Source organism: Lysinibacillus sp. FSL L8-0126, from assembly GCF_038630385.1.
GTDB lineage: Bacteria > Bacillota > Bacilli > Bacillales_A > Planococcaceae > Lysinibacillus > Lysinibacillus fusiformis_D.
In genome coordinates this window covers 1,924,196-1,938,810 of the sequence record NZ_CP152028.1, presented here as the reverse complement: position 1 = coordinate 1,938,810, position 14,615 = coordinate 1,924,196, and the positions used below count along the sequence as shown (strand labels likewise).

Here is a 14,615-nt window from a genome sequence, read left to right as displayed (position 1 = left end):
TTAGTTAAACGCCTTTAACACATCTTCAGCTTTTTGTGTTTCTGATTGTAAACCGCCACCTGAAAGGTACCAAACTTCCGGATCCAAGTAGAATACTTTACTGTTTTTCACAGCATTTGTTGCACTTACGATTTCGTTTTCAATTGCTGCTTTTGTACCTGACTCACCGTTTTCATTTACAACAGCGTCACGGTCAATAACGAATAAAATATCTGGGTTTTTCTCACGTACGAACTCAAAGCTTGCATTATCACCATGAGACTCAATTTTAAATCCGCCAGCTTCAGCTACAGCTTTTACACCATATACATCATGAATCACACCGAAACGTGAACCAGGACCAAATACAGATAATGAACCTTCACTACCTAAAACGATTAATGCTTTTTCTTCTGTTGCAGTTGCTTTTGCTTTTACTTCTTCTACTTTTGCTTCATAGGCAGCAATTGCATCTGCTGCTTCTTTTTCTTTACCAAAGATTTTACCTGCTAATTCTGTATTAGCTTTGAATGACTCTAAGAAGTTATTGTTATCTACACCAACATATACAGTAGGTGCAATTTTAGATAATTCAGCATAAGCTGCTGATGCACGACCAGAGATGAAAATAATATCAGGGTTGATTTCAGATAGTTTTTCATAATCAGGTTCGAATAATGTACCTGCATTTACATAAGTGCTATCTTTATATTTGCTTAAGTAAGCTGGTAATGAATCTTGTACTACAGCAGTAGGATTAACACCTAAAGCATCTAATGTATCTAGGAAACCATTATCAAAAACGACAACTTTTTCTGGCATTTTATCAAGTTTTACTTCTTCAAATGTAGTAGTGCTATCACGACCTTCAACTGTGCTTCCAGGAATTGTTAGTGGGTATACTGATGATTCTTCATTTTGTTCTTCAGCCGGTTTGTCAGTTGAAGTCCCTTTATCTTCTTCTTTTGCTTCGTCTTTTGAACCGCAAGCAGCTAATACTAATAGCATCATTGCCATTAATACCGTAAGTAATTTCCATTTTTTCATTGTAAAATTCTCCTTTAAATAATTTATTTGATAGTCAATTGATGGTTGATCCATCGATAACTATTTTTACGAATTAAAATAAACACAAATTCGACAGCCATCCTGTTCTTGAACAGGGATATCCATATCATAGATTTCCTTCAATGCATCTGAGTTAATAATGTCATTTGTAGGACCGTTTTTAACTACACGGCCATCTTTCAATGCCACGATATTATCAGAATAAACAGAAGCAAAATTAATATCATGTAATACGATGACCACTGTTTTCCCTAACTCATCAACAAGTTTACGTAAAATCTTCATAATCTGGACAGAATGCTTCATATCTAAATTATTCAATGGCTCGTCCAGTAAGATATACTCTGTATCCTGCGCAATAACCATTGCAATAAAAGCACGCTGACGTTGACCGCCTGATAGTTCATCTAAATAACTTTGTTGCATATCTTCTAAATTCATGTAGCGAATAGCTTCGTCCACTTTTTCTTCATCTTCAGGCTTTAGGTTTCCTTTTGAATAAGGGAAACGACCAAAGGATACAAGCTCACGAATGGTTAGACGGACATTCATAAAGTTTGATTGCTTTAATATCGAGACACGCTTGGCAAAATCATCTGATTTCCAACGACGTACATCTGCTTTATCGAGTAGTACTTCGCCAGTATCTGCATTCAGTAAACGGCTTACCATTGAAAGTAGCGTGGACTTCCCTGCACCATTCGGTCCAATAAAAGATGTGATTTTTCCTGAAACAATGTCAACACTTACATCTTGAACGACAGGCTTTTTCCCAAAAAACTTCGTAATTTCTTTGACTTGAATCATCCTGCTGACCTACTTTCTCTTAATAATAAGTAGATGAAGTAAACCCCACCCACAAAATTAATAATGACACTAAGTGTAGTACTGAAACCAAATACACGTTCAACCATCCACTGTCCACCGATTAAAGCAATAATACTCATGACACAGGAGCCAGTAATCAAAATAGAATGCTTGTATGTTTTGAAATACTGATACGATAAATTTGCAACAATTAAACCAAAGAATGTGATCGGCCCAACGAGCGCCGTCGAAACGGCAATCAAGATCGAAGCTAAAATCAACATACGTTGTACCAACTTATCGTAAGGTACACCTAAATTAATCGCTGTATCTCGTCCCAAGGACATCACGTCTAATTGATTCATGTGGCGAGCACCATATGCAAACGTTATTAAAATGATAACACCTGCTAGCCAAACTAAATCTGAATTGACATTATTAAAGCTTGCAAACATTTTACTTTGTAAACCTAAAAACTCATTAGGATCGATTAATACTTGGAAGAACGTCGTAATACTTCCTAAAAACGTACCAACAATCATTCCGACAAGCAGTAAAAAATAAATCGGTCGCTTTCCTTCTTTAAATAATACTCGGTAAAAAATTAAAGCGAATATAATCATCACTACAATAGCAAGCGTGAAATTATAGTAAATATTAATGACTAATATAGATGTAGAGCCAAAGAAAAAGTAGATGAATGTTTGAATCAACATATATAAAGCATCTAATCCCATGACACTTGGCGTTAAAATACGATTATGGGTAATTGTCTGGAAAACTACTGTTGAGTAGGCAATAGCTATACCTGTTAACGACATCGCTACTACCTTTATGACACGACGTGGAAAAGCATAATGATAGTTACCATTTAATGCCCAAAATAAATACAATAAAATGGCTATTACGGCAAGACCTAGTAAAATGAACATTTTTGTACGATTACGCATATGCTCTCCCCCTAAACAACATGAATAGGAAGATGGCACTTCCAATTACACCAACAGTCATACTAATTGGTATTTCATAAGGGAAAATCAGTACACGTCCCAAAATATCGCAGAATAATAAAAATGACATACCAAGTAATGCTGTATGTGGCAAGGTTTTTGCCAAATTATCACCTTTAAACAGTGAAATTATGTTTGGAATAATCAAACCAAGGAAAGGAATGACACCGACTGTTAACACCACTGTTGTGGAGATAAGGGCTACCAACACTAAGCCTAAATTCACCACAAATTTATAGGATAGACCAAGATTTTTTGCAAAATCCTCTCCCATCCCAGCTACAGTAAAACGATTTGCGTAAATGTAAGCTAAAATGAGTACTGGTACACTTATGTATAACAGTTCGTAACGGCCTTTCATGATTAATGAGAAATCTCCTTGTAACCATGCAGAAATGTTCTGGATAATATTCGCCTTGTACGCAAAGAATGTTGTAACGGAGGACAAAATATTTCCATACATTAAGCCAATAAGTGGTATAAAAATCGCATCTTTAAACTTAATTCGGTTTAATATTTGCATAAATAGTAATGTGCCGGCTAAAGCAAATATGAAAGCGAAGGAAATTTTTTGAAAATACGTGACATTCGTAAAGAACATCATGGAAATCAATACACCCAACCGCGTGGCATCTAATGTACCAGCTGTTGTTGGCGATACGAACTTATTCCTACTTAAGCTTTGCATAATTAAACCAGCAATACTCATACCTGCACCTGCTAGCAAAATAGCAACAAGTCTAGGTACACGACTAATTAAAAATAGTCTAGCTTCTTCTGATTGAAAGTCTAATAGGTCGCTAGGCTTAATATCTATTACTCCGATAAATAGCGACACAATAGACAGCACAATCGTTGCTGTTAAAAGATATCTTATTTTCATAGTAATCCCCGGTAGATTTCATTTTTGTGTGTAATTCACTTTCTAGTGAAAATGATTATCATTACTCACGTTTCCCATTATAAGCATGATTTTATTGTCAGTCAACCAACAATTGAGAATTATTCTCGTTTTATTGAGTATTAACTAAAAAACGTGTCTAATAAACAAAATATCAGTAAGTTCGCTAAACTCTACAACTGAAATAATTCACTATTTCTACAAATTTTTTATCCAAACAAAAAGGTAATTGAGAACAAAAGCTATCTCTCAATTACCATTTTTATATTAAATAATCTTCCTCGTACCTCTTAACCACGCAGAAACAATAAATATAATTAACACCAAACCTACATAGCCCATGACTGCATACAGCTTTGCGACTAGTGTCGTGAATCCTACAAGACTCGCTAGAAATCCGAGACCACCTATAAAAATAACTGCTACTCTAAAGCTAGCTTTACTAGGCTCGAAAAACCTTACCATGAAAGAATAGAGCATTCCTACGGCCGTATTATAAATCATCCCCAAAAGGGAAATTGCCATTAAAAGGCCCACTATAGGATGAATTTCATTTGCTAAGGCTAGCATTGGAATATCTAATCCAACAATGATATTCATTTTTGCTAGAAGGGAAAAATTAACAAGTAAAATTAAAGCACCTAACAAAATGCCACCAATTATGCCACCCATGCCAGCAACTTTGGCATTGCGTATAGAACCACACATAACCGTTAGTAAAGAAAAGCTAACCCCTACATTGAATGACATATACAGTAAGGCCGTCACCCACCAACTGTTTGCACTTACTTGAACCTGTTGGGCAATAACTGCCTGCTCTACAAAGGTAAGGTCCATCGTTGCTATAGCATAGATTGCGATAATAGAGACAATTGTTAGTAGATAGGGTGTGGCAAGGGCAATGATATTAATAATGCTTTTGACATCCATCATGACCGTAGCTACTGTAAGTAAGATCATACAAATACTCCCTAGCCAAATAGGTAGTCCAAACATTTGCTGAAATGTTGCACCCGCACCAGCAAACATAATTACGGCTACACCAAATAAAAAGAGAGATAATACAAAATCCAACACAAAGCCAATCGTATTCCCTGAAATTTGATAAATCAAATCCTTATGTGAGGCTGTGCGGAGTCTTGAGCTCACTTGAGCAATACACATGCCAACAATAGAGAAGCCAACCATGGCTAACAGCGCACCATATACGCCTTGAAAGCCATAGCTTGTAAAATAGAGGACAATTTCCTGTCCTGATGCAAATCCAGCTCCAACGATGATTCCTACATAGGCCCCACCGACTTGCAAGCTTTTTTTCAATCAGTTCTCTCCTCGTTTTTCCTTTATTGACTTACTAATGCTTTATTGATAGACCTCAGTACTAATCGTTAACTTATCAATAATAGCCATATTAGGGGCATACCCAATACCAACTGACTGCGACACCTCAATATAACCATCTTTCACTACTACTTCAGGATCAATTATATCTTCATACCAATAATGACTAGAACCTGCCGTATCACCAGGTAAAATAAAATGACTAAGCGATGTTAAGGCAATATTATGTGCTCGTCCGATTCCTGCTTCTAACATACCACCACACCAAACTGGAATTCGTTTCGCTTTACATAAATCATGAATTCGTTTCGCTTCTGTTAAACCACCTACTCGTCCAATCTTGATGTTAATGACACCACAGCTCTCAAGCTCAATCGCTCGTCTGGCATCCTCAAAAGATGTGATACTTTCATCTAAACAAATTGGCGTTTTTAACTTTTTCTGTAATGTTGCATGATCGACAATATCATCCGTAGCTAATGGTTGTTCAATCATTAATAAACGAAAGTCATCCAGCTGCTGAAGTATATTTATATCCTCTAATGTATAAGCAGAGTTTGCATCCACCATCAAAGGTAAGTCTGGCAGTTCCGCACGGATTGCTCGTACTACCTCAACATCATAGCCAGGCTTTATTTTTATTTTCACCCTTTTGTAGCCCTTTGCAATATGACTTTTTATTACCTCTATTAATTGCGCAGTGGAAGGCTGGATTCCTACACTGACTCCGACTTCAATACGGTGCTTTTGGCCACCTAGCGCCTGTGCAAGTGATTGCTTCGTTAGTTGGGCATAGATGTCCCAGACAGCACCCTCTATCGAAGCCTTCGCCATACAATTTCGACGAATAGGGGCAAATAAGGAATTGACCTCATCTGGATGCCCGATCTCTTTATGTAACAAGATGGGTATCAAAAAATCCTGTAGCATATGCCATGTTGTCTTTAATGTCTCTTCTGTATACCAAGGTGCTACAAAAGCAACGGTTTCTCCCCATCCTGTAATTCCTGACTCATCTCTTGCTTCTATTAATAACAGCTCTTTTTCATCGACTGTGCCAAAGCTCGTTGTAAATGGTGTTTTCATGGGCATTTTTAAGTGCCTTAACGTTATCTTTTCTACTCTCACGATATTCACTCCTTATCCTTATTATAAGGCTAATAAGGAGCGTCTGACTAACAGATAGCTATGAACATATTCTGGGTGCTTCTTCATACGTACAATGGCATAATCTTGATTAAATAATGTAGTTAAGATTGTGCGTATTTTATAACGCCAATCCTCTGCAAGTTTTGGACTCTCTACTTTCATTTTCTGTAAAGATTGTGGAATTGGTAAGAGATAGGCATCCTTGTAAAAGGACTGCTCCATCTGAAATGCATTTTCCACATCAAGCGCAGGTAAGCCATCGACGGTTAATGTCCACGGTACAATCTCCCCCGCTATTTCTTCTAATTCATCAAGGCTATCTGTCATTTGGTCACGCTCGATCCACCATTCAACGACTAACCTATCTGAAGGTAGTCCTTCATTAAAATCATCCTGGAGCGGGCCATAGTAATCATTTTCATATTGATAGCTAGTGGCATTTAGTTTTAGAAACGCTAGATTAGCTAAACGTACTTCTAACGGTTCAATTAACCAACGGACAAGCTGAAAACCATGTTCTTTTGCATATTCTTGTTGCGCGTGCTTCAATAATTCAGCTACACCTTGTTCACGATATGCTTTTTCTACACCAATCATGTGCGAATGTAAGTACATTTCGCCATCTTGATAACCCACGAAGCAATAGTTAAAGCCAATTAGCTTTTCTCCTAAATATGCCCCTACTATTAACCCACCATTTTGTACAGCTGCTAGTAATTGATGGGAGGGAATTGCTTGGCTACCCCATATTTCTGCATTCAATTTTTGGACCTCTGCAATTTCTACCGGTGTCATTACTTTCTGTATACGCACTTGCTCTAACATTATGCTGACGCCTCCTTTGTCTGCCCTGAATCCAATGCTAGCAGTACTGCCCTCGTTAGAATTTCAACTCCCGTGACAAGTCTTGCTTGTTTAAATTTCATTTTTGGATGATGCAATCCCGGTGTAAGACCACAGCCCAAGCCAAGCATCGTTGTTTTTAAATGTGGTCGTTGCACAGCATAGTGATGAAAATCTTCTCCACCAGGTGTATGAACTGGCTTTCTTAAATTCGATAATCCCACAGCCTGTATAATGGCCTGCTCCATCATGTATTGTGCACTTGTGTCGACTTCAGCAGCTACAATATTCGCAACAGTGCGTAATTCAATCTGCACCTTATGCAAGATTTTAGAGGAATCTATAACGCGCTTTACCCCTTGTGCTAAATCATCCATTACATTATTTTGCTGGGCACGAATATCAATCGTAAACGATGCATTACCAGGAATAATATTGCCTGAATCTCCACCAGCATGAAATTTCGTCATCTTAACAGACACTGGCACCATAGGATCAGTATGAATAGTTCTTAAATCTTCAATGATCGTTGCGCCTACTTCAATGGCATTAATGCCTAGGTGAGGTCTTGCAGCATGGGCATCCTCCCCTATAATCTCCCCCTCAAGCAAGCGAGAGGCACCGTGATAGAGCGCAGCACAATACGTACCATCCTCTAGCTCATGGACAGGTCGTACATGAACACCAAATAAATAATCTAAGTCATCAATAACACCTTCCTCTAAAACAGATAACGCTCCAGTTCCCTTTTCTTCTGCCGGTTGGAAAATAACACGAATTGTACCATTAAATGATTGCTGTAAGTCTTTTAAAAGTAATAGCGTACCAATGGCCATCGTCATATGTCCGTCATGACCGCAGGAATGATTTGCACGGAAATGACCATCGACCTCCTGCCATAAGGCATCTATATCTGTTCTTAACCCCACTTTTGGATATCCATGGCCAACATCGACGTATAGACCTGTAGAATTTTTAAACCGTATAGGAGAAAATCCTTCCTGTGTTAATAGCTCAACTATATAATTGGTGGTTTCTACTTCATGCCAGCTAATTTCAGGATTTGCATGTAAATACGTAAAAATCTCCATTAACCTTGGCCTCAAATAATCTAACTCTTCTTTCATGGCTTCCAACCCCTTAAATTTTCATATTATTAAGACTATTATAACGAAAATGATTATTATCTACATAGAAACTTATACCCACATTCAATAAATTAACTACTTACGATAATATATTTCACTCTAAATTTCTTAGATAGACTTTTATTTAGATAGCAAAAAAAGATGCAAGTACAGTTACTAATCAAACTGTACTTGCATCTTTCTTTTAATTAATACCCTTCATCGCTTTTGAAATAATCGGTGAAAGTACTAATATAATAATTCCGACCACAATAGATAATGAACCTAAGAAGCCGAAGTATGTGAATTCGCTTACAACTTCATAAACCTTTACTAATTGCGCATTAATTGCTTGTGCTGCGGCACTTGTTAAAAACCATAATGACATAGTTTGTGCTGCAAAGGCTTGCGGTGCCAACTTTGTTGTAGCAGATAGACCAACTGGTGATAATAATAACTCACCAACCACTACTAGGAAGAATGACAGGACTAGCCATAAAGGGCTTACTAACGTTTCCCCACCAGATAAGTATGCTGGAATCATCATTACTAAGAATGAGAGACCTGCAAAAAACAATGCATATGAAAACTTACGTGGTGTAGTTGGTTGCTTGTCCCCCCATTTAAGCCATAGCATCGCAAATAATGGTGCCAATGTTATGACAAATAAAGGATTCAACGACTGGAACCATGAAGATTGAAGCTGAATGCCTCCAATACTTAACTGAGTACGCTCATCTGCATACGTAGCTAAAATTGTTGCCCCTTGTTCTTGAATAGCCCAGAACATTACCGCTGATAAAAATAATGGAATATAAGCAAGTAGGCGAGACTTCTCATCTTTCGTTGTTTTTTCACTGCGATACATATAAATGAAGAACACAGTTGGAATTAATACACCTAGTGCCGTAATAATAAAACTGAATACATTCATTGTTAATGTACCCGTTTTAATACCAATAGCACCTAAAATGATGATAAGTAAGGCTACAATTCCGAATTGTGTAAAGACTTTTTTACGTTCTTCAGGCTTTAATGGATTATTAACTTGTAATCCTGCTAAGCCTAAATACTTTTTCTCTGTTAATTTGTAAACAATTAAACCAACAAACATTCCAAGACCAGCTAAACCAAAGCCTAGATGGAAGCTATATTTTTGTCCAATTGTTCCGACAATAAATGGCGCAATGAATGCCCCCATATTAATACCCATATAGAAAATAGAAAAACCTGCATCACGGCGGCTATCTGTTTCAGCATAAATGTCCCCAACAATACTTGAAACGTTTGGCTTTAATAAACCTGTACCCATGACGATAAATGCCATTGAAGCAAATAACATAGTCACTCCGCCAGGCAATGCTAGCAGTAAGTGACCGATCATAATTAACACGCCACCATAAAAAATGGTTCTACGTGTTCCTAAAACTCGGTCGGCAATCCAGCCACCTATAATACCAGACATATAAACAAGTGAGCCATAGATGGCCATAATAGAGTTCGCTGTTCCGCGGTCTAGACCTAAGCCACCCTCATTCAATTCATAATACATAAAGAAGATGAGAATTGCTCGCATTCCATAATACGAGAAACGTTCCCAAAATTCCGTGAAAAACAAAGTAAAGAGCCCTTTAGGGTGTCCAACAAAGCCATTTTGAGGGACAGATTTTACAACTTCATCTTTACTAGACATACAATACCCTCTCCCAAATAAAAATTATTCTCCAAAAACATTACTACCCTAATTTAAGGATAAAAAAACTTTGTTTCATCATACTAAAGCGTTTTATTATCTTTAGCAAGAGTTTTAAAAAATGTTGAAAATTTGTCATTTTTCTATAAATTCTGATTAGTTATAGCACAAAATATTAAATCCTTTGATATATCTAAGTTTTCTCATTCTTTGTTTTCAGAAAACTGACATAAAAGCTTTAAATTATTCTAAAATATTTAACATTCGGATTTTTTACTTATTATACAAATTCACACTATTTTGTCTATAAAATTTACGAAGTCCTGTCATGTAGTTCTAGATTCTACTATTCCCACTAATCACAAAAAGCATGCCAAAAATCCTTTGGCATGCTTTGGGTGATCTACATTTTTTTAATTGACAACATATTGTTGGTACTTGGCATAATCTGCTGCCTTTACTTCAAGCGATAATAATGTACCGCCCTCTTCATAGGCTGTATTAAAAACAGAGGCATATTCATTTAAATAAGAAACAACGTTGCCTTGGTCATAAGGAATTAACATGTCACACGTCACATAATGAGAGAAGATATGCTGACGAATCAATTGTATTAATTCCTCTAAACCGATCCCTTGTTTTGCTGAAATCCACATATTATCACCGCTGACTACAGGGTAAGGAACATCTGCTATATCAGCCTTATTGTAAACATAGATTGTTGGAATGTCTTCTACTCCAACCGCCTTCAGCGTTTCATTTGTCACATCCATCATAAATCCATGCTCTGCATTTGAAACATCAACAACATGGAGTAAAAGATCAGCATCTCGCGCTTCTTCTAATGTGGATCGGAACGCTTTTACTAAATGGTGGGGTAATTTACTAACAAAACCAACTGTATCTGTCAGTAAAAATGTCTTTTTATCGGGTAGTTCAATTTGACGAACTGAAGTTTCAAGTGTAGCAAAAAGCATATCCTTTTCAAAAACCTGTTTATGTTCTTCTTGCCCTATTTGGGCAAGCAACTGATTCATAATGGTTGATTTACCCGCATTTGTATAGCCGACGATTGATACAACTGGGAGTGCATTTTTTCGACGCTGTTTACGTTGTGTTTCTCGTTGCTCTTTAACGTGCTCAAGATCCTTTTTAATTTTAGCAATTTGATCTTCAATTTTTCGTCGATCCAATTCAAGCTTCGTTTCACCAGCACCACGGTTTTTAAAGCCGCCTCCAGTACCACCGCCCTGACGACTTAGAGAGGCATGTAAGCCCACTAAGCGAGGTAGCATGTATTGTAACTGAGCTAATTCCACCTGCATTTGTGCTTCTCGTGTTTTTGCACGTCTTCCAAAAATATCTAAAATAAGCATTGTTCGATCAATAACCTTCGTTGCTAAATCACGCTCTAAATTACGAATTTGAGAAGGCGACAATTCATCATTAAAAATAACAAGATTTGCTTGCGCTTCTTCATAAAAATTTTTGATTTCTTCTATTTTACCTGTCCCCACATAATGAGACGGTGTAACACGCTCCAAATTTTGCGTGACAACGCCTACTACTTCCACATGCAAGGCCTCTGCTAAATTTTGTAACTCTTCCATAGAATAATCAAAATGCTCATCATTTCGTAAATTTACGCCAACTAATATGGCCTTTTCAAGTAATACATCGACTTCCTTAATTCTATCCATTAGAAACCTCCCACCAAAGCTTGGTGTCTCTACGACAAATTTTCTTCATTTTACCATATATAACTCTTTTTCGTATCTCTTGATATTCAGCTATTTTTCTAAAAAATGCGCCTCTTAAGAAAAGGCGCATTTTAACTATTTTCTTTCTTCTTTTAGTAATATTTCTGAGCGAGTGAACTCTTCTTCGATTTCTTTATTTGGTCTATATGTCAGCATACTGACAACAACCGCAACAATTAAACAAACAAAGAAGCCAGGAACTATTTCATATAGTGCACTTGATAAGGCATCTACTTTACCCCAAATAAACGCAGTTGCAGCCCCTGTTACCATTCCGCTAAGTGCTCCATAATTCGTGAGCTTTCTCCAATATAAAGAGAGTAAAATAATAGGTCCAAACGCTGCACCAAATCCTGCCCAAGCAAAGCCAACTAAGCTTAAAATGGAACTATCAGGATTCCACGCTAGGATTGCTGCAATAATTGCTACAACTAATACTGCCATACGCCCAACAAAAACATAATGTTTATCATCTGCTGTTTTATTAAATAAAGCTTTATAAATATCCTCTACAAGCGCTGAGGAAGTCACAATAAGCTGTGAGGAAATGGTACTCATAACAGCTGCTAAAATAGCCGCCAGCATAATACCCGCTATAAATGGATGGAATAAAATTTGTCCAAGTACAATAAATACTGTTTCAGCGTCTTTCAGCTCACCAGCGTTTTGCTCATAATAGGCTACCCCTACCAAAGCCGTCCCAATAGCACCAAATAAACTTAACATCATCCAGCCAATACCAATACGTCGAGCCTGCTTCGTTTCCTTCACAGAGCTAATGGCCATAAAGCGAACAATGATATGTGGCTGCCCAAAATAACCTAAACCCCAAGCAACTGAAGAAATAATTCCTGCTGCTGTCGCAGTGGCTGGTAATAAATTTAGAAGATCTGGATCAACAGCTTTAATGGATGTAATTGTATCACCTATACCTCCTGTTACAAATAAGCCAAATACCGGTACCATTATAAGTGCTAAAAACATAATAAGCCCTTGTAAAAAATCTGTATAACTAACCGCTAAAAACCCACCGAATAGGGTATAGGCAACTGTTACGCCTGAAACGATTAATAACCCTGTGTGATAATCATAACCAAATGAACTCTCGAAAAACTTGCCTCCTGCTACCATTCCTGACGATACATAAAACGTGAAAAATAATAGGATGATAATACCTGAAGCAATCCTAATAAGCTTAGTATTATCACGTAATCGATTATCCAAATAACTTGGAATGGTAATGGAATCATTCGTAACCTGTGTGTAAACCCGTAAACGTGGTGCAACAAGCAGCCAGTTTAAATAAGCCCCTATTGTAAGTCCAATCGCAATCCAAGCTTCCACAAGACCTGATAAAAATATCGCACCTGGTAAGCCCATAAGGAGCCAGCCAGACATATCCGCAGCACCTGCACTTAGCGCAGTAACCGCTGGACCTAAGGAACGACCGCCAAGCATATAGTCTGTTAAATTGGATGTTTTCACAAATGCATACCAACCTATTGCTAGCATGGCGACCATGTAAATAATAATTGCTAATAATTGATACATGTTATCTGACATATTTTCTCCTCCTTTTTTCCTCTTTAGTATCTCCAATTCAAAAAGAATTACTATATTTAAGATACCATGAATATACAATTCCACCTATAAATACTCAGAATTTTTATTAAAATTTTTCCGAATGTCAAAGTAGCCATTGTCTATTATAAAATGTGTTAAACTAGTGCCATCTATTACACAATAAAGTAGGCGAAAATGTATGACATTTGAAGAAATGAAAGCTCTGCTCATTGAGCAAATTTTACAGCAACAGCTTGTGACTGCTACAATCAGTCAACCACGCATGAAATCGAACGAAATCAAACGTATAAAATTAAAGCCATTAATGTTAAAAAATCATTATCATATACAAATTGAATACCAATATGAACGCATTTTAAAACATGAAAATATTGAAGTGGCCGATTTCCCTTACAAGCTTGAAGCCATTTTTGAGGATTATCGTCAAGCACATATCGATTTTGTAGATGAAAAAGTACATGTGCAATTATCCAAAAAGAATAAGGTCCTTTGGAAATCTGATAAAGCGACCTCCCCTAAACAAGTCAATTTAGCCCATAATCGAAAAAAAAATTATTTACTATCTGATGACCAGCCCTATCCATTTTTAATTCGGCTTGGGGTACAAACAGAGGAAGGGAAAGTAAAGAAACAAAAATACGATAAGTTTAAGCAAATTAATCGTTTCATTGAATTTATTGATGATGCTTTAACTTACTTACCTCAGGATCGACAAGTGCGTATTTTAGATTTTGGTTCGGGTAAATCTTACTTAACCTTCGCTTTGTATCATTATTTAAAAATCGAAAAGGGCTTAGACATTCGTGTTACTGGTTTAGATTTAAAAAAAGAGGTTATTGAAGAATGTTCAAGAATCGCACAGGATCTAGGCTATGACCAGCTCGAATTTCTTGTAGGAGATATTAATGATTATAATGATGAATCTGCTGTGGACATGGTGGTAACACTACATGCATGTGATGTTGCGACAGACATGGCACTAGCTCGTGCTGTGAAATGGGGGGCCAGTGTAATATTAAGTGTCCCTTGTTGTCAGCATGAGTTAAATCGTCAATTAAATACGCCAGCTCTTGATATTATGTTGCAACACGGTCTTGTTCGAGAACGTTTTGCAGCACTAGCCACAGATGCTATTCGTGCTGAAATATTATCCTTGGTTGGCTATGAGGCACAGCTTTTAGAGTTTATTGATATGGAAAATACCCCTAAAAACATTTTAATCCGAGCATATCAAACAGGTAAAAAACCTAGTGAAGAGCAACGCGCCAGCTATGATGCCTTCTTAAAATTGCTCAATGCCACACCATTTTTAGCTAAAGAGTTAAAAGATTATTTATAATCTACGGGGTACTC

The 14,615-nt window shown here is 37.1% G+C and carries 12 protein-coding genes; 1 reads left to right on the top strand and 11 read right to left on the bottom strand.

Annotated features, from left to right (window positions below):
• The 11 genes from MHI34_RS09465 to putP form a co-directional block, all read right to left on the bottom strand.
• Entirely contained in the window at positions 1-1,026 is a 1,026-nt protein-coding gene (locus tag MHI34_RS09465) for a siderophore ABC transporter substrate-binding protein (protein WP_036128395.1), read from the bottom strand.
• Positions 1,027-1,092: 66 nt separating this feature from the next.
• The gene (locus MHI34_RS09460) at positions 1,093-1,854 is read right to left on the bottom strand and encodes an ABC transporter ATP-binding protein (RefSeq protein ID WP_036128397.1); all 762 of its coding nucleotides are present in this window, start codon (positions 1,852-1,854) and stop codon (positions 1,093-1,095) included.
• Positions 1,851-2,804 (bottom strand): iron chelate uptake ABC transporter family permease subunit, encoded by a 954-nt coding sequence (locus tag MHI34_RS09455; protein ID WP_036128399.1) that lies wholly within the window; start codon positions 2,802-2,804, stop codon positions 1,851-1,853. The genes MHI34_RS09460 and MHI34_RS09455 overlap by 4 nt, the downstream gene beginning before the upstream one ends.
• Complete coding sequence (locus tag MHI34_RS09450) at positions 2,797-3,747, bottom strand: ABC transporter permease (RefSeq protein WP_036128401.1); 951 nt, start codon at positions 3,745-3,747, stop codon at positions 2,797-2,799. Before MHI34_RS09450 ends, MHI34_RS09455 begins: the two co-directional genes overlap by 8 nt.
• Before the next feature lie 285 nt (positions 3,748-4,032).
• Positions 4,033-5,085: a membrane protein gene (locus MHI34_RS09445; RefSeq protein WP_036128403.1), complete on the bottom strand. Its 1,053-nt coding sequence runs from the start codon at positions 5,083-5,085 to the stop codon at positions 4,033-4,035.
• 42 nt (positions 5,086-5,127) lie between these two features.
• Positions 5,128-6,234: an o-succinylbenzoate synthase gene (menC, locus tag MHI34_RS09440; protein WP_342504368.1), complete on the bottom strand. Its 1,107-nt coding sequence runs from the start codon at positions 6,232-6,234 to the stop codon at positions 5,128-5,130.
• Positions 6,235-6,255: 21 nt separating this feature from the next.
• A complete protein-coding gene (locus tag MHI34_RS09435) occupies positions 6,256-7,080 on the bottom strand; it encodes a GNAT family N-acetyltransferase (protein WP_058844744.1) in 825 nt (274 codons plus the stop codon).
• A complete protein-coding gene (locus tag MHI34_RS09430) occupies positions 7,080-8,225 on the bottom strand; it encodes a M20 peptidase aminoacylase family protein (RefSeq protein ID WP_036128409.1) in 1,146 nt (381 codons plus the stop codon). Before MHI34_RS09430 ends, MHI34_RS09435 begins: the two co-directional genes overlap by 1 nt.
• Before the next feature lie 205 nt (positions 8,226-8,430).
• The gene (locus MHI34_RS09425) at positions 8,431-9,918 is read right to left on the bottom strand and encodes a peptide MFS transporter (RefSeq protein ID WP_036128411.1); all 1,488 of its coding nucleotides are present in this window, start codon (positions 9,916-9,918) and stop codon (positions 8,431-8,433) included.
• 413 nt (positions 9,919-10,331) lie between these two features.
• A complete protein-coding gene (gene hflX, locus MHI34_RS09420) occupies positions 10,332-11,618 on the bottom strand; it encodes a GTPase HflX (protein WP_340809575.1) in 1,287 nt (428 codons plus the stop codon).
• Positions 11,619-11,753: 135 nt separating this feature from the next.
• Complete coding sequence (gene putP / locus MHI34_RS09415; RefSeq protein WP_036128414.1) at positions 11,754-13,241, bottom strand: sodium/proline symporter PutP; 1,488 nt, start codon at positions 13,239-13,241, stop codon at positions 11,754-11,756.
• Positions 13,242-13,440: 199 nt separating this feature from the next.
• Between putP and MHI34_RS09410 the strand changes: the two genes are divergently transcribed.
• Entirely contained in the window at positions 13,441-14,601 is a 1,161-nt protein-coding gene (locus tag MHI34_RS09410; protein ID WP_058844747.1) for an SAM-dependent methyltransferase, read from the top strand.
• Positions 14,602-14,615 lie beyond the last annotated feature (14 nt).

Excerpts from the sequence above, each read along its gene's own strand:
- MHI34_RS09465 (WP_036128395.1), bottom strand. The coding sequence starts at position 1,026 with ATGAAAAAATGGAAATTACTTACGGTATTAATGGCAATGATGCTATTA.
- MHI34_RS09460 (WP_036128397.1), bottom strand. The coding sequence starts at position 1,854 with ATGATTCAAGTCAAAGAAATTACGAAGTTTTTTGGGAAAAAGCCTGTC.
- MHI34_RS09455 (WP_036128399.1), bottom strand. The coding sequence starts at position 2,804 with ATGCGTAATCGTACAAAAATGTTCATTTTACTAGGTCTTGCCGTAATA.
- MHI34_RS09450 (WP_036128401.1), bottom strand. The coding sequence starts at position 3,747 with ATGAAAATAAGATATCTTTTAACAGCAACGATTGTGCTGTCTATTGTG.
- MHI34_RS09435 (WP_058844744.1), bottom strand. The coding sequence starts at position 7,080 with ATGTTAGAGCAAGTGCGTATACAGAAAGTAATGACACCGGTAGAAATT.
- MHI34_RS09430 (WP_036128409.1), bottom strand. The coding sequence starts at position 8,225 with ATGAAAGAAGAGTTAGATTATTTGAGGCCAAGGTTAATGGAGATTTTT.
- MHI34_RS09425 (WP_036128411.1), bottom strand. The coding sequence starts at position 9,918 with ATGTCTAGTAAAGATGAAGTTGTAAAATCTGTCCCTCAAAATGGCTTT.
- hflX (WP_340809575.1), bottom strand. The coding sequence starts at position 11,618 with ATGGATAGAATTAAGGAAGTCGATGTATTACTTGAAAAGGCCATATTA.
- putP (WP_036128414.1), bottom strand. The coding sequence starts at position 13,241 with ATGTCAGATAACATGTATCAATTATTAGCAATTATTATTTACATGGTC.
- MHI34_RS09410 (WP_058844747.1), top strand. The coding sequence starts at position 13,441 with ATGACATTTGAAGAAATGAAAGCTCTGCTCATTGAGCAAATTTTACAG.